The organism is Bradyrhizobium sp. 192 (assembly GCF_023100965.1).
GTDB lineage: Bacteria > Pseudomonadota > Alphaproteobacteria > Rhizobiales > Xanthobacteraceae > Bradyrhizobium > Bradyrhizobium symbiodeficiens.
Genome location: NZ_CP064690.1, coordinates 1,621,040 through 1,636,601, shown reverse-complemented (window position 1 = coordinate 1,636,601; position 15,562 = coordinate 1,621,040). Strand labels below are relative to the sequence as shown.

Genomic DNA, 15,562 nt, shown 5'->3' with positions numbered 1-15,562 from the left:
TTTGACTATTGGTTCTGCAGAGCAGAACCAGAGGTAGCGATGGTAAGAACAGGGGTTGATGCGGTCGGGCGGGCACTGGCAATCCTTAAGGCATTCGACCCGGAGCGCGCCGCGATGACGCTGACGGAGATTGCGAATGCGACTGACCTCTACAAGAGCACAGTCCTTCGCCTTGCCGCATCTCTGGAGGCGGATGGCTTCCTGGTGCGGGGTACGAACCGGCTATTTCGACCCGGACCGGAGCTATGGCGCCTTGGGGCGCTCTATCAGCGCGGGCTCGACCTTGGTGACCTGATCAGACCCTCGCTCCATCGTCTGGTCGAGGCTACCGGAGAGACCGCATCCTTCTACATCGCGGAGGGCGACGAGCGCATCTGCCTTTATCGCGTCAATTCTCCGCGTTCGGTCCGGCATCACCTCGAAGAGGGTCACCGACTGCCGATTGACCGCGGCGCTGCCGGCCGTGTTCTTACCGCCTACCGCGATTCTGCATCAACTGATGGAAAGAAGGTCAGAGATCGTGGCTTCTACGTCTCGATCGGCGAGCGGGATCGTGAGGTCGCGGCCGCAGCTGTGCCTGTGATCGACGTTCATGGCCAATTGCGCGGCGCTCTCTCGGTCTCCGCCATTCGGAGTCGGTTTGATGTAGATGCTCGGAAGGCTGCGATTCTAGTTCTGAAGTCGGAGGCTAAAGCGCTGATCGGTCTGCTGCCCGCAAGCGAGCGCTGAACTACAATGGCAGCGTTCCGTTCATGACGCACAGCTCAGCGGGTGCCGCCAGGGCCTCTCCTAAGCGCAGCGTGCATTTTTCACATTGTTGAGGAGCATCGGGGCGCGAATCGGCGAGGCGTTCTTTTGCAACAAGAATTTGGTGGTGGAAGGAATGCCCTGACAACGACAGAGCGTCGTGCAGTGGTGATGCCCCTGAAGCCGTTCCTGGAGTCGTCCAAGTGATCCCGCCGCAGATCATCCTCGAGCTCGACGCCACCCACCTGTACACGGGCATCAGGAGGGAGGCTTCTTCAAAGGCTACGCTGCTGGATATATGTGCTGGTGTTCTGGAGCCGGCATCTGCTGAGGGCCAAGCTGCGGCGCGCTGACATCGATGCAAGCGCGGCCAGAACGTTGCGCAGATTGTGCGGCCGTTCGACCCATTTGGCCACCATCTTCGGCGTGGTGTTGAACTGGCGCGCGGCGGCGTGCATTGCTCAGTGCCGTTTCCACACACCGCACCATGGCCTCTCGACCTTTCGGCGCTCCTTGAGAGCTTCTGGCAGGCTCGACATCCGCCTGATACGCCGCCTATCTCAGTCCGTCATCACCCAGCTTATTCAGAGATCGAAGTGATCGATGATGATCTCGGTCGTTCAGCCGCCGGCGGCTTACACACGCCGGCTTCGAGCGAATGGTAGCGGAGGTTTGCCTTGGTAGGGTTGGTGCGGTTTGCGCCCGCGACGTCTCGCGCTTCGCTCGCAACAGTCGGGATTGGCAGCAACTCATCGAGATGTGCCGCGTGGCCGATACCGGTTCTGGTCGATCAGGAGACCATCTAAGCGCTGAGGCATGGCAACGACCGCCTGCTGCTCGGGGTAAGGGGCAGCCTCAACGAGTACGAACCGGATCTGTTGCGCCAGCGCTCGCTCTCGGCACGCTGTGAGAAGGCGCTCCGGGGCGAGTTGGTTATGGCAGCGCCCGTCGGCTTCATGAAGCCCGGCGACCGTTATGAGAAAGACCCGGATCGGCGCGTCCAGGATCAAGATGGTGTTCGACCAGGTCGAGGAACTGGGCGGATCGCGACAGGCGCGTTGCTGGCGCCACGGGTCCAATCTCGATCCCGGTGAAGCAGACCAACGGGGACACGGCCCGGCGGCGACCACACTACTCCGCCATCGGCAGGCTTAAACACCGGGATATGGTAGTTCGAGCGCATTGATGTGACGCGCTCGGGGTACGCGATTGCCGTTGCCGGTCTTGAGGCCATTGCGATTGAGGGGGCGGCAATGAGATCGTCGCTGGCGATCAGCACCAGTCGGCGCGCGGTTGGATGGTGTCGGCGGAGAGCATCACGCAACTGATGCCGCCGTTCTTTAGCTCTCTTGCCGGCCGCGGTTGCAGCGGCGATCGCCCCGGGGACCGACGACACCAAGCGGCGCTTCCTCGATCACCGCGCTGAACGATGCGGAGTTGCATGCCCTACACCGGCGTATTGAGGGGCGATGGGACAACTGTTCGAAGCGCGACGCCCTGTCGGACGATAGCAGCGCAGACTGTCAGTCTTGAGACAAATGTCAGCAACTTGACGCTACACACCTCACGGAGTGCCTGCAGAGCTTCGAACTCTCTTCGGCACGAGGTTTGCTTTACTCAGTCATCATCATCACCACGCAGTGCGATGGTCTTCGGGACGGGCTCGGCGCATCGCCGTTAGCGTCTGGTCCGCCCCGACGTTTTGCTGCGGCGATAACTTAAGGGCGCTCGGTTGTCGACCGAGAAAATGCAGGGAAGGAAGTATTGGTGCGATCTGGAGTTTTTCTTTCGGGAGCCACAACAATTGCGCTCATCGCAACCGGTGCAGCCAATGCGGCGGACCTTGAGCCAGAAGTGAAACTGCCACCAGCAGTGTGGAGCTGGTCCGGAGGCTATATTGGCGGGCACGTCGGCGGTGGGTACGGCCGAACCTCCTTCGGTAATCCCTACGGTCCGTCAATCTATGGCGGCGTCGTCGATACCCCAGTGTTCCTCGCAGGAGGCCAGATCGGCTACAATTGGCAGAAGAACGGCTGGGTCTTTGGCGTCGAACTAGATGCCAGCGGCGCTGTCTCCGATGGCACAAATACTTGTCTGGCCGCCTCCGGCTTTGTTGTGAGCGCAAACTGCACGGCTGGTCCAAACCTCTTTACCACCGGGACCGGTCGCGTCGGTTACGTGTTGGACGCTCTCGGCCATACGCTGGCCTATCTCAAGGGAGGCGTGGCTTGGCAATACAATCAGGGCAACGTCCTCAATAACTACGAATTCAATGACCTCGGGCTACAGAAGAAAACTCATTTCGACTATGGTCAGGTCGGTGGCGTCATCGGGCTGGGCGTCGAACAAGCGCTTACGCCTGCATGGTCGGTCAACGTAGAGTATGACTATCTGCATTTCGGTGGGCCAAGCGTCGCAACGCCTCCGACGGTGCAGCTTCCGCCGTTCGCAATTCTTCCGGCGAACACAACGAGCCTGTCCAGCAGCTATCACATCGGAAAGATCGGGTTGAACTACCATTTTGGCGCCGCCCCATGGGCGGCGCAATGGGCCGATGCGCCGCTGTATGCGAAAGCACCTGCCGGCGCGCCGCCGATTGCTTACACGGCCGGTTGGTCGTTCGAAGGCGGATCGCGGCTCTGGCTCAGCCGGGGACGATTCCAATGGGACGCCAGCGCTGTTCCCCATGGGATCGCTACTGGAGATCCTAACATTCTTGTATCAAGGCTCACCTACCATGGCCTCGACGGACTTTCCGGGGAATTATTTGGCCGTCTTGACAGCCCGTGGGGAGTGTTCCTGAAGAGCAACGTCGGCATCGGGCGCTTCGATAAAGGAAAGATGAACGATGAAGATTGGAGCCTCCCGAGCAGGGTCTCTTATAGCAACACGATATCGGGCCAGGCAAACGGAAGGTTCACCTATTATACGGTCGACGCGGGTTACGATTTTTTGCGCGGCGCCAACTACAAGCTAGGCGGATTTATCGGCTGGGCCTATTACGCCCAGAACTCCGACACGATGGGATGCATGCAGATTGCCAACCCCATGACACTATGCCCGGCGTCGGCTGATCAAATCATTGGCAGCCAGGATACGCAGTGGAATGCACCTCGCGTCGGCCTGAGCGCCGAAACCATGCTTACCGAGCGTTGGCGTTTAAGCACGGATGTCGCTTACCTGCCTTGGACCGATTTCGCTGGTCGCGACCACCATCTCTTGCGCCCGGGGACGACCTTCGTTGATCAACGCGGCAACGGAGGCGGGGGTGTACAGGTTGAAGGCGTGTTGTCCTACTTCATTACCGATAATCTCAGCATCGGCGTCGGCGGGCGCTATTGGGCAATGTGGAGCGAAAAGGACAGCGAAACGACGTGCACAGGCTGTTATCGGGGAACCACTGCGATTCAGTTTTCAAAGTTCAGCATGGAGCGCTGGGGTACGTTCTTTCAGGCCTCTTACAAGGTCAATTGAAAAGGCCCCACCTTAGTCAAGCTCCAGACACCAGCCCTGCTGGACGAGCATCCTGAAGCCGTACGCGTTTCCCTGGCAGAAGTACCTTGAACCGTCCTAGGCGTTTTCGAAGCTGGAAGTCATTACCGGCGTGGCCCGCCCGGATTTACGTTGGATTCCGCCGCCAAATAATAGTGAGATACTGTCGAGCAGCTGATGGAAACGTGGAAGCGGCGCCAGGCTGAAATCGGTAACTTCAACAAGCTCCGCATTTGCCTTTGTAGGACGATTCGCGAAGTGTGACGGGTGAAAACAAGGTTCAATTCTGATCGACGGGCGGTTCGTAAGACGCACGCACTCATTCACTAGTAAAGAAGGGGCCGCCGCCGTGAACTTCGGCGGTGACCCACCTAGGCCTACGGTGCAGAAACTCCGGTCCGTCATCGGCCCGGCATATCGAACTGGATAACAAAGACATTCAGCGAGATCACACTAATGGGGAAACCGTCCGCGTGTTTCTTTTGCTCCACGAACGCGCTCGACACCTATCGCGATGGCTGCCGTGCGATTGTTTTCACGTTTGCTTCGCGCCAAGACGCGCTCGAAAGCACGATCCAAAGTTGATACTCCCTACTCGTGACTTCCTCCTCCTCCCAGAATAGTCGTTGGAAGCCCTGCACCCCATTCAAAGTAGCTGACCACGACACCGCCCGAGTTGCGGAGAATATGGGGATGAGAAAGATCTGCTCCTGATGGCCTTGCTACTGGCTATTTCGCGGTCGATGCCCCGTTCCGGGCAGCCGGAACAAGCACGTCACACGGGATCGTCAGCAGCTCGCCTGGGTCTAGAGCAAGCTCGCTGGAGTGGCCATCCAGGCTACCTAGGAGGCAGCATGTCCGACCAGCTGTGGTATATCGAGCGCCGAGGTCGATAAAGCGCGCCCGTGTGATCTCTGACTCCGATCACTTTCGCTCGCATATTGTGTAGCTCGAGTGCGGTGATCGAACCGACATCTCCAAAGCCTTGAACAATACCGTGACAGATTCCTTCGGCATCAGCAGGCGGGTTCTTAGGTCGTCTGGTATCCTCGGGATAATTCGCGATCAGTTCGAATTGCTTTACGGCCATCTCAAACACTTGCCCAGTGCAGACAGTCACGATAGCTCCTGAGCCTGGATATGAAACGTCGGAATGCTTGTGCTTCAGAGCACCGAGCTCCCTGGTGCGTGTTGCGCGTTTCAGACGCGGGTGAGACAACTAGTCCAATCAGCAAGATTGCGTCTCGCGGTCACGCCAGAAATATCACCAATGCGATGAAAGCGAGATTGACCGAGGCGGCCACGACGGCCCAACAGCAAATCGTGGCAGGCGAAAATTCAAGAGCGTCCTGCGAAGTGTCGACCCAAAGCGGCGGCATTCAAGTCAGCTCCAAAGACGCGGGTTAAGAGACAAACCTGCATAAGCGCAGAAACCACCCACTCTGCTAAAGCCGAGCCTTTCGACCGCGCGTAGAGCCCTTGCCACCCCGCCTGGCGAGCGGGAGCACATCGGCTATCGCTCGCCGAACTGCCCGATCCGTCCGCTAGGCGAGCCGGTGCGATCCGCGAGTGCGAGGAGCACGGCTGGAGGAAGGACCGCGCGGATCGCACGCCCGCGAGCCCGCAAAATCCGTGCCCACTGGCAGCCGGTCTTGCCGCGAGCTTCTCGGGAGGCTTGCGCCCAATGCTCTGGGTTCGATGACATCCATTCTAAGGTCAACCCGCTATCCCGATCGCTCTTGAGCCACGGTGCCGGAGCGCTCGTCTGAGCTCACCGAACTGATGGAACATGACGAACAGAGCGATCATTCCGGCGCCCAGCTCAGCGATTGCTTGACTGGCTAACAGCCCATCGAAACCCGCAACCACCGGGAATAACAGTACGGCCGGTATGAAGAGATAGCCCTGCCTCGCCAGGGCCACAATTGCACTGAGGCGTGCTCTCCCAAACGCCTGAAGCATTGCCGTCACGAAACTCTGAACCCCAAACAGCCCAAAGAAGAGATGGAACACGATGCAGGACGAGACGGCTATTTCCGTGACATTCTCGTTATCGCTAAATAGACTCACCAAAGGCCTTGCAAAAACAACAACGGCCGCAGAATACGCGATGGAGAATGCGACCGTCACGAAGAGCATGAACTTCGCAGCCTTCAGAATACGAACATAGTCGCGTGCGCCCCAACCGAAACCCAGGATAGCTTGAGCGCCTATGCAGAACCCGGTGATAGGCAGTGCGCCGACCATCAAGATTCGCACAGCTATTCCAACTGCAGCGATGGAATCATCGCCGAACGGTGCGGCAGCTCCGTACAAGAGCATAACCGCAAGAGCCGATAAGATACTCGTCATTGTCGCTGGCGCGCCCACCAACGCGAGCTGTCTGATGCGATCTGCTCGCAATGATATGTGAGATATCCTGACGAGAACTGTCCCGCCAAGCTTCGCAAAATACGCAATATAAAGTCCAATAGCGGCGATCTGCGATACCAGCGTTGCGAGGGCTGCGCCACGCACGCCAAGGTCAAACAAGAATATGAAGACAGGGTCAAGCACAGCGTTCAGTAGAAACGCGGTAAGCATCGCCCACATGCTGAATCGCGTATCGCCTTCGGCTCTGACAATGAACCCGCTAACGATGTTTAGAAGCATCAGGGTGTTCCCGAACAAAAGCGTTCCCGCGTAGTCGAGCGCCACGGGCATGATGGTTGGAGTCGCTCCGAGGATTGCGAATATCGCTGGCAGACTAGGAAGCAGAGCGACGGTAACTATGATGCCAATCGGAGCGGTGAGCGCGAGAGCTGTACTTGCGCCTCGACTCGCCTCTAGGTACTCACGAGCGCCCAGATGACGAGATATGAAGGACGCCGTTCCAACACCGATTCCCTGTGCGGCTGCCGCGAGCAGGACCATGATCGGCAAGGTCATGCTCACAGCTGCGGTCGCCTGCGCGCCAAGTGCGCCAACAAAGATCGCATTGACGACCTGCTGTAAAGCATGGATCGATAACCCAACAACAGATGGAATGGCGAGCCGCAGGATAAGGCTCGAGAGATTCGGGTCCGATAGATCGATGTGCTGTTTCTTCTGTGGCATCAAACTTGGCTCGCTCTCGAGCGCGAATTCCGTATCCGGCTCATTCATGCATGAACGTGTCGCTACTTTCCAAATTCGCTGATCGCGCACTCAGCGCAGGCTTTTCCGATCCGCTCTTGCACAGCGGTACATAAGTTTATCTGCGCCGATCGATCGTCGTGATCGGGTGGACCCGTTTGACGTTTCACAAGCTGATTTTTGCCTTGATCGATTTTCCCTAGGCATACGCCTCCCGCCAATCGCAGGCTTCTGCGGCTCTTAAGTAGAACAACGAGGATCCTGATTGAGGTGTCCGTGCGTAGCCACCTAGGTTCTGCCAGTCATATTGTGCCGTTCTGCCCTTTGTTGACTTCTCATCCGTTGCGTTTTTCCTCGATGATGATCGGCGGGGGAACGCGGCCGGACCCTAGAGCCTCAACTTGGCTTTGGCATCTACCGGATCTTGTAGTAGACGCTCCATCGTCTGCATGGCACACGCAATGAACGTGCCCAGAACCAGTGTTAGGTTCGGCGAGATGTCGTGCAAGCGCTCCATGATCTCGGGTTCCTTGTCGCGATCGAGACGAACGGCAGGCTGCTGGTCCCGGCCGGCGTGGTAACTGGGTTTGCGGCAGCAAATCGCGCCGCACTGGCCATCGCTCGCGGACACGAACTCAAAATTCGTGTAGCCGCAGCCGTGTGCCGGCGGTTCGATGAGAGGGCTCGGACGATTTCTGCTTCGGCCCACAGACGGCCCTGGCGCCGTCGACCACATGCGGCAGGCCGTCGCGCAACGCCTGACTCATCGGAAATGGCGAATCAGCGTGCAATGTCACAAACATCCCGGCATCAGATGAAGATATCCCAGGTATTTAAGTTCGAGGCAGCGCACCGACTTCCAACCGTCCCGCAGACACATCGCTGTCATCGGACGCACGGTCATTCCTATCGCGTCGAGGTCGTGCTGAACGGGCCCGTCGATCCGCACACCGGGTTCGTAATGGATTTCTTCAGCATGGAAGAAGCGTTCGGTCTTCTTCTAAAGAAGCTCGATCACCATTGCCTGAACGAAGTCCCGGGACTCGAAAATCCGACGGCGGAAAATATCGCCATCTGGATCTGGCAGCACGCGAAACCGCGCCTTGCGCAACTCTCGAGCGTGAGGGTGTACGAGACGACAGATTGTTGGGCCGAATATGAGGGGCCCGATCGCTGAATTCCGCGCTCATTTTGGGCTGTATTGATGCGGCGCGCCTGTCCTTCTTCGGCTCCGAAACCGACGATCTGCGCTTCGGCTCCTCATCGGCCCGATCCGCGGGCAGATTCCCTCGCTCACGGGAGGCCCTTTGGATCTCGCGGGAGGTCAGACGACGGCGCCCTGCAAGGCTAGGATCTCAAGGAGCGCGAGGCAGCCATCGACAGCGCCATGAGCCGCCGCCTTCATCAGCAAATGCGGCAGCCGTAGGCCTCCGAAGCCCGCCGGACCAATTGCCCGGGTTGAGCCGATTTATGCCTCCCGCGACGACCTGGTGTATGTGCCTGCATGGATGATGATCAGGACCTTTACGCGAGAGGCGGCCTTGAGGGACGACCGGGTTTGACGGGAATCTGAGTCGAGAAGGCCCTCATCATAGGGCACTTTCGGCTTCGGTAGGTTCCCCTTCCACGCCACGCTCGTCGAGCGCTTGACGCGCCGCGCCGGTGAAGCCATCCGGCGTCAGCCTCGAGGGACTGGCACGGCCATGGGGCGTGGCCGAGCCGTACAAGACGGCCCTTGCCCAGAGGGGTGCGAAGCGCGCGCAAGGCCTGATCTTCACCGCCGAGCTTGGTGAACTCACACACTAGGAAGACAGCGTCATCCTTCTTGCGCTCGATCTTTTCAAGCGAGGTCTGATGCTTTGGCATCGTGGTCTCCGTTCCCACAAAACATGGACGCATAAACGCGAAGACGTTCAATAAAATAGGACAAAACATAATTACACCACTCCGACGCACCGAGGCGGCCATCCTAATGCCTCGACGGAGCCGCGATTCCCGTTGCGGGCTGGCTGATTCCTCGTGGAAAACGGCGAAGGTATCCTGTCCAACCCGATCTTGGCCGAGACGGCAGACTCGGCGTGCTCTTCCCACCACAGGCCAGCGGGTCGCGTATATCGCCAGCGCTGGTGAGGCGCCACGGAGCATCATCGACGGTGTCTCGCCAGCCGACAGGGAGGAAATCCGCGGGGATCCAGACGCCGGACGGGAGCTGAAGCGAGTTCAGTTTTGAACTGCTTGGATGCCGGAACGGGAGGACTCTGTCAGAAGTAAGCGTTTTTCTGACAGTGCTTTTTCGACGCGCGCTTGCGGAGCTCACCCACACGCGAGTGCTTGCTCTTGGAGGCTCGACGCAAGGGTCATCGAACCAACGGAATAAGAAAGCCCCAACCAGCGACGGTTCCTTGGGTCGAACCACGGCGTCTGGGCTGTGCGCGACAATCCGTCCGCCAGCGGTTGATGGACGAGCCGGCGCTCCGCGCCGGCCACTACACATCTGTACGACTGTACGAGAAGCCTCATGAACCGAGAACGGGTCCGCTAGGCACAGCTCACGCAGCCACGGACTTCGTCGCCGTCACCCGCAAGTATTTTTACTCCGCTTTGCTTAGCGTATCTGCTCTCGACTACGCGCCTCATCGCTAGGAATGCCCTCACGCGCGCCGCGGCACTTCAACAATTTCATTTTCATTCGACGCTGCCGAAGTCAGCATGCGAGAAGCGTTGCGAGTAATCGCTGCGGCTTGGCTGTAGCGCAGCGCAGAAATTTAGGCTAGCTTCTGCTCGCGAGTTTGCAAATGCGTACCCGCACCCGATCTCTCCGAAGACAACGAGCGATCATTCGACCGCTCGCCCCCTCACATCCTCAGAGCTGGGATAATCCGGACAATGAGGAAATCTGGTTTGAGTTGGCGCGCGCTATCGGACGTCAGGTCGCACGGGATGAAAATCACGGCTCGGGGCAGCCGATAAAGGACCGACATGACGACAGCGTCATCGAAGAAAACGGCCGTACTATACGCCCGTTATTCCAGCGACATGCAAAAGGCGACCTCGATTGATGGTCAGCTATTGCTCTGCCGGAAGGTCGCATTGCGCAACGACCTCGATGTCATCGGCGAGTTTGTCGATGCCGCAAAATCTGGTCTTACCGAAGGTGCGCGGGACGGCTATCAGCGTTTACTCAACGGTGTGAGAAACCGGGACTTTGACGTAGTCGTGGTTGAGCATTTCGACCGCTTGTCGCGCGATCCCGCAACCATCCAGCGCCTCAAGCAGGTTTTCGAGTTCAACGGCGTTGAGCTGATGGATCAGAAGGGGGTCTATGCGACCGCCACTGACATCAGCATCGCAAGTCTCTACAACACGATTTACAAGCCGCAGCTCGCCGAAAAGGTTCGGCGCGGCCATGACAACGCTGTTGCCAACGGAAGAATTCCTGGCTCATGCGCCTATGGTTATCGACCGAGGCCGGGCGCGCCGGGCGAACGCGTGATCGATGACAACGAAGCAAAGATTGTGCTCCGCATCTTCAGCGAATATGCAGCGGGCCGCTCGACCCGAACTATCGCCGCTGATCTCACCCGCGAAGGCGTGCCCTCACCAGGGGCAACTCGTCACAAGAACAAGGCTGATCGTACCACCTGGAATCACCAGTGCATTACAGGCGGCCGGCATGGTCGCGGTATTATCGGCAACGATCTATATATAGGCGAGATACATTGGAACGTTCGCTCGACAATTCTCAACCCGGAGACCCAGAAGAAACAGAAGCGCCGCAATCCAGAAGAGCGCCACATCATAGTTAAGAAGCCGGAGCTACGGATCGTGCCGCAAGCGCTCTGGAATCGAGCGCATGAGGTTCGTAGCGCGCGCGCCGTATCTATGTTCGGTCCGACTGGCAAGCCGCGGCGTCGCGCCGTGATCCCGCGCAACAACGAGCACCCGCTTGCCGGTGTGCTCCGGTGCGGCGTCTGCAATGGCCACATGCGAATCGCTCAATCCTCGCGTAACGGTGCACCGCGCGCGGCATGCGCGAGCGCGCATCAGCGGGGCACGTGCGAGCACACCCGTAGCTTCGACATGGACGTTCTGCTCGAGGATGCCTCCGACAAAATCCAACTGAAATTGCTTTCGCCGAAAGCCATTGAAGAGGCGATGTGTGCCTGGAAGGAGGAGCGCAAAAACGATCGGAACAAGGGCAGCGAACACTCTAAGCTAGAGCGGCGACGCCGCGTGTTGACTACCGAGATGGAACGCCTGTCATATGCCATCGCAAATAGCCGCCGGAAGCCGGACGAGTTGCTCAAGCGCATCGATGAGTGCGACCTGGAGCGGGAAAGCGTTGAAGAGCGCTTGCGGCTGCTGGGCGCTGGCGGCGAAAATGTCATTGGCTTCGATCACCCGAAATTCGGTGACCGATACCGTTCGGAGGTTAGAAGACTGGTCACCGCGCTCAAGGCCAATCCGAAGGCGATCGAAACTCGCGTAGCCTTCCGCAACTTGATCGAATGCATAGTAGTGCATCCGGTTCGCAAGCGGATGCCCTACGAATATACGCCCTACCTGAACAGCTCCGCGCTTTACGGCAAGAACCTTTTCCCAGAAAACCGCAGCAAGGCGCGAGAAATCAGCACGTTTGCCTACTACGACAATGGCAAGTCAGGGAAATCCGTGTCCTCGTAATAGACGCGGACCTGCATGTGGTGGCGGCCGTCGCGGATCTCGCCGTCGAGATGGGCAGTCACGTCGCGAGCCTCTTCGCTTTTTGCAACCGGCCCGTTTTGCGCAAAAACGGCCAGCCGCGCAAGCGCAGGTTACGCCACCGCCGGCCCCGTCCTTCCAAGCGTAACCTCGACGATCTCCGGGGGCACACCGACGCGGACGGGCATGATGCTGCAGCCGAGACCGCCGGAGATGATGACGTCGCATTTCAGCCTGAAGTGACCATAGGCGAGCCGCAGGCCGTGCTGTTTCGGAACCGCCGGCGACCAGCCGAGCAGGCGAACCTGGCCGCCATGGGTGTGGCCGGACAGTTGCAGTGCGACGCGCGCCGGCACGCGCGGTGCGATGTTGGGCTCGTGCGCGAGCAGGATGACCGGCGCGTCGTCCGTGACCTTGGCGAGCGTGGCGTTGAGATCGTCGGCGCCGAAGCGTCCCGTGCTGCGAAAGCGGCGCGCCGGCAGGAAGGCGAGCTGGTCGCCGAGGCCCGCGAGCCAGAACGGGCGGCCGTCCTTGGACAGCCGCACGACGTCATTTTCGTAGACGGGAATGCCGGCTGCTTCCAATGCACGATGAGCGATGGTCGGCCCGTGCCCTGCCTGCTGCACCGTTCTGTCGTCCCAATAATCGTGGTTGCCCATCACGGCATGGACGCCGAGCGGCGCCTTCAGGCCGGCCAGCACCCTCGCCCATTCGCGCGACGGGATCAGGCGCGTGACCTGGTGCACGCCGGCGACATAGTCGCCGAGCAGCACGATGAGATCGGCGTTCAGCGCGTTGGTGCGGTCGACGATCGACTCGATCCGCTCCAGCGACATCCAGGGATCGCAGGCATGGATGTCGGCGATGGCAGCGATCTTCAGCGGAAGATCCGCCGGCCATTGCCGCGGCGTCGGATGATAGCGGGTGACGCGGAGCCGCAGCACCGGCTCGATGCCGACGCCGTAGGCCGCCGTCGAGACGCCGAGGGCGGACAGACCGCCGATGGAACGGATGAGATGACGGCGCGTGATCATGGGAACCCGATCGCAATGCGCCTCGTTGATGCGGTCCGATTGGAGCGGAATTGGGGTGCGTTCGTGCAGACCATCTGCACGAGATTACCAGAAATTCATGACAGAAGGAGCGCGCGGCATTTGCGCGGATCAGTCGTCGCTCTCGTCCGTGCCGAACAGGCCGAACTGTGACGCCGCATCGCGCGAGGGCTCGGCGATGCCGAGATGGCGGAAGGCGTGCGATGTGAGCAGGCGGCCGCGCGGGGTGCGCTGGAGATAGCCGCACTGGATCAGATAAGGCTCGATGATGTCCTCGATCGCATCGCGCGGCTCGGACAGCGCAGCGGCCATGGTCTCGACGCCGACCGGGCCGCCGCCATAGTTCATCGCGATGGTCGTGAGGTAGCGGCGGTCCATAGCATCGAGACCCGCGGCGTCGACCTCGAGCGCGCTCAATGCGTGGTCGGCAATCTTGCGATCGATCTTGTCGGCATCGGCTGCCGAGGCGAAATCGCGCACGCGCCTCAACAGACGGCCGGCGATACGCGGCGTGCCGCGGGCGCGGCGCGCGATCTCGTTGGCACCGTCCGCGCTCATGCCGACGTTGAGCACGCGCGCGCCGCGGGTGACGATGCTTTCGAGCTCCTCGATGGTGTAGAAATTCAGCCGGACCGGAATGCCGAAACGATCGCGCAAGGGATTGGTGAGCAGGCCGGCGCGCGTGGTGGCGCCGACGAGGGTGAATTTCGACAGTTCGATCTTGACCGAGCGCGCCGCCGGGCCCTCGCCGATGATGAGGTCGAGCTGAAAGTCCTCCATCGCGGGATAGAGCACCTCTTCCACGGCAGGGCTGAGGCGATGGATCTCGTCGATGAAGAGCACGTCGCGCTCTTCGAGATTAGTGAGGAGGGCTGCGAGATCGCCGGCCTTGGCGATCACGGGACCTGACGTCGCGCGAAAGCCAACGCCAAGCTCCTTGGCCACGATCTGCGCCAGCGTGGTCTTGCCGAGGCCGGGCGGGCCGACGAACAGCACGTGATCCAGCGCCTCGCCACGCTTGCGCGCCGCCTCGATGAAGATCGAGAGATTCTTGCGCGCCTGCTGCTGGCCGACGAAGTCGGACAGCGATTGCGGGCGCAGCGCAGTGTCGCCGACATCGTCGGAACGGCGCTCGGGCGTGACGATGCGAGAGGCTTTCGGATCGCTCACTCAGCGAGCTCCTCGTAGGGTGGGCAAAGGCGCACTTCGCGCCGTGCCCACGAAGTCTCTGATCGATTGAAAGATCGTGGGCACGCTGCGCTTTGCCCACCCTACGAGACCGATCATTGCCGCGCTCACTTCGAAAGCTCCTTCAGGCCGAGCCGGATGAGCTGCGCGGTCTCGGCGCTCTCGCCGGCACTGCGCGCGGCCGATGCGATGGCTGCGGCCGCCTGCGGCTGGCCATAGCCGAGATTGACCAGCGCTGAGATCGCATCCGCCACGGGGCGCGGCGCGCGCTGGTCGTCGACGGCGCCGGCAAGATGCACGACGGCGGGATCGACATTGGCGAAAGCCGGCGCCTTGTCTTTCAACTCGGTGACGATGCGCTCGGCGACCTTGGGGCCGACGCCCGGCGTGCGCGCCACCGCGGCCTTGTCACGAAGCGCAATGGCATTGGCAAGATCGGAGGGTGCCAGCGTCCCAAGCACGGCGAGTGCGACCTTGGCGCCGACGCCCTGCACGGTCTGGAGCAGGCGAAACCATTCGCGCTCCTGATCGGTGCGGAAGCCGAATAGTTTTATCTGGTCCTCGCGGACATAGGTCTCGATCGACAGCACGGCGGCCTCGCCGGGCGACGGCAGATGCTGCAGCGTGCGCGTCGAGCAGTGCACCTGGTAGCCGACGCCGCCGACGTCGAGGATGACGAAATCCTCGCCGTAGGAATCGATCAGGCCCTTGAGCTTGCCGATCATAGCCCCACCACCTTCAGCCGCAGCGCGGTGCTCTGGCGGTGATGGGCGTGGGTGATGGCGATGGCGAGCGCGTCGGCGGCGTCGGCGGACGGCGGCTCGGCCTTCGGCAGCAAAATCTTCAGCATCATCGCGATCTGCTGCTTGTCGGCATGGCCGGCGCCGACCACGGTCTTCTTGACCTGGTTCGGCGCATACTCGGCGACACTGATGCCGAACATCGCGGGCGCCAGCATGGCGACGCCGCGGGCCTGGCCGAGCTTCAGCGTCGCAACGCCGTCCTTGTTGACGAAGGTCTGCTCGACCGCGGCTTCCATCGGCTTGTGGTTGGAGAGCACGGAAGCGAGCCCCTCGTGGATCGCGAGCAACCGGCTTGCCAGCGGCAAATCGTCCGGCGGTTCCACCGAACCGCAGGCGACGTAGATCAGGCGATTGCCGTCAGCCTCGATCACGCCCCAGCCGGTGCGGCGCAGGCCGGGGTCGATGCCGATGATACGGACGGGGCCGCGAATCGGGAGCGCAGTCATGGGCCAGTGATAGCGGCTG

General features: G+C 60.4%; 12 protein-coding genes and 1 pseudogene. 6 read left to right on the top strand and 7 right to left on the bottom strand.

The window, feature by feature from the left end; all coding sequences use genetic code 11:
- Nucleotides 1-114: 114 nt before the first annotated feature.
- The 3 genes from IVB24_RS07675 to IVB24_RS07665 all read left to right on the top strand — a co-directional run bounded on the left by IVB24_RS07675 (nucleotide 115) and on the right by IVB24_RS07665 (nucleotide 4,221).
- Nucleotides 115-729: an IclR family transcriptional regulator gene (locus IVB24_RS07675; protein ID WP_247772596.1), complete on the top strand. Its 615-nt coding sequence runs from the start codon at nucleotides 115-117 to the stop codon at nucleotides 727-729.
- Nucleotides 730-1,047: 318 nt separating this feature from the next.
- Nucleotides 1,048-1,347, top strand: coding sequence for a hypothetical protein (locus IVB24_RS07670; protein WP_247411991.1), 300 nt, complete (start codon nucleotides 1,048-1,050; stop codon nucleotides 1,345-1,347).
- Between the two features lie 1,167 nt (nucleotides 1,348-2,514).
- Nucleotides 2,515-4,221 carry an outer membrane beta-barrel protein gene (locus IVB24_RS07665; RefSeq protein WP_247772595.1) on the top strand — a complete coding sequence of 569 codons (1,707 nt, stop codon included), beginning with the start codon at nucleotides 2,515-2,517 and terminating at the stop codon, nucleotides 4,219-4,221.
- Between the two features lie 856 nt (nucleotides 4,222-5,077).
- Here the strand turns inward: IVB24_RS07665 and IVB24_RS07660 are convergent.
- Together IVB24_RS07660 and IVB24_RS07655 are read right to left on the bottom strand one after the other, a co-directional pair.
- Nucleotides 5,078-5,329: a hypothetical protein gene (locus IVB24_RS07660; RefSeq protein ID WP_245288394.1), complete on the bottom strand. Its 252-nt coding sequence runs from the start codon at nucleotides 5,327-5,329 to the stop codon at nucleotides 5,078-5,080.
- Between the two features lie 626 nt (nucleotides 5,330-5,955).
- Nucleotides 5,956-7,383, bottom strand: coding sequence for an MATE family efflux transporter (locus IVB24_RS07655; RefSeq protein WP_247341737.1), 1,428 nt, complete (start codon nucleotides 7,381-7,383; stop codon nucleotides 5,956-5,958).
- A gap of 784 nt (nucleotides 7,384-8,167) precedes the next feature.
- On the opposite strand from IVB24_RS07655, the gene queD reads away from it, so the two are divergent.
- The 3 genes from queD to IVB24_RS07640 all read left to right on the top strand — a co-directional run bounded on the left by queD (nucleotide 8,168) and on the right by IVB24_RS07640 (nucleotide 12,036).
- The gene (gene queD, locus IVB24_RS07650; protein ID WP_018454585.1) at nucleotides 8,168-8,530 is read left to right on the top strand and encodes a 6-carboxytetrahydropterin synthase QueD; all 363 of its coding nucleotides are present in this window, start codon (nucleotides 8,168-8,170) and stop codon (nucleotides 8,528-8,530) included.
- A 485-nt stretch (nucleotides 8,531-9,015) separates the two neighbouring features.
- Nucleotides 9,016-9,159 (top strand): hypothetical protein, encoded by a 144-nt coding sequence (locus tag IVB24_RS07645; protein WP_247406398.1) that lies wholly within the window; start codon nucleotides 9,016-9,018, stop codon nucleotides 9,157-9,159.
- 1,173 nt (nucleotides 9,160-10,332) lie between these two features.
- Nucleotides 10,333-12,036, top strand: a complete 1,704-nt coding sequence (locus tag IVB24_RS07640) for a recombinase family protein (RefSeq protein WP_018454587.1) — start codon at nucleotides 10,333-10,335, stop codon at nucleotides 12,034-12,036.
- On the opposite strand, the pseudogene IVB24_RS07635 reads toward IVB24_RS07640, so the two are convergent.
- From IVB24_RS07635 to ruvC, 5 genes and pseudogenes are all read right to left on the bottom strand, one after another.
- A pseudogene (locus tag IVB24_RS07635) lies at nucleotides 12,018-12,152 on the bottom strand (acyl-CoA thioester hydrolase); the annotation flags it as partial. The gene IVB24_RS07640 and the pseudogene IVB24_RS07635 overlap by 19 nt on opposite strands.
- 15 nt (nucleotides 12,153-12,167) lie before the next feature.
- Complete coding sequence (locus IVB24_RS07630; RefSeq protein WP_247772594.1) at nucleotides 12,168-13,088, bottom strand: metallophosphoesterase; 921 nt, start codon at nucleotides 13,086-13,088, stop codon at nucleotides 12,168-12,170.
- 129 nt (nucleotides 13,089-13,217) lie between these two features.
- Nucleotides 13,218-14,276, bottom strand: a complete 1,059-nt coding sequence (ruvB, locus tag IVB24_RS07625; RefSeq protein WP_094976806.1) for a Holliday junction branch migration DNA helicase RuvB — start codon at nucleotides 14,274-14,276, stop codon at nucleotides 13,218-13,220.
- A 125-nt stretch (nucleotides 14,277-14,401) separates the two neighbouring features.
- Nucleotides 14,402-15,019 (bottom strand): Holliday junction branch migration protein RuvA, encoded by a 618-nt coding sequence (gene ruvA, locus IVB24_RS07620; protein WP_094976805.1) that lies wholly within the window; start codon nucleotides 15,017-15,019, stop codon nucleotides 14,402-14,404.
- Nucleotides 15,016-15,543, bottom strand: a complete 528-nt coding sequence (gene ruvC, locus IVB24_RS07615) for a crossover junction endodeoxyribonuclease RuvC (protein WP_140481196.1) — start codon at nucleotides 15,541-15,543, stop codon at nucleotides 15,016-15,018. Before ruvC ends, ruvA begins: the two co-directional genes overlap by 4 nt.
- Nucleotides 15,544-15,562 lie beyond the last annotated feature (19 nt).

Excerpts from the sequence above, each read along its gene's own strand:
- IVB24_RS07675 (WP_247772596.1), top strand. The coding sequence starts at position 115 with ATGACGCTGACGGAGATTGCGAATGCGACTGACCTCTACAAGAGCACA.
- IVB24_RS07660 (WP_245288394.1), bottom strand. The coding sequence starts at position 5,329 with ATGGCCGTAAAGCAATTCGAACTGATCGCGAATTATCCCGAGGATACC.
- IVB24_RS07655 (WP_247341737.1), bottom strand. The coding sequence starts at position 7,383 with ATGAATGAGCCGGATACGGAATTCGCGCTCGAGAGCGAGCCAAGTTTG.
- queD (WP_018454585.1), top strand. The coding sequence starts at position 8,168 with ATGAAGATATCCCAGGTATTTAAGTTCGAGGCAGCGCACCGACTTCCA.
- IVB24_RS07640 (WP_018454587.1), top strand. The coding sequence starts at position 10,333 with ATGACGACAGCGTCATCGAAGAAAACGGCCGTACTATACGCCCGTTAT.
- IVB24_RS07630 (WP_247772594.1), bottom strand. The coding sequence starts at position 13,088 with ATGATCACGCGCCGTCATCTCATCCGTTCCATCGGCGGTCTGTCCGCC.
- ruvA (WP_094976805.1), bottom strand. The coding sequence starts at position 15,019 with ATGATCGGCAAGCTCAAGGGCCTGATCGATTCCTACGGCGAGGATTTC.
- ruvC (WP_140481196.1), bottom strand. The coding sequence starts at position 15,543 with ATGACTGCGCTCCCGATTCGCGGCCCCGTCCGTATCATCGGCATCGAC.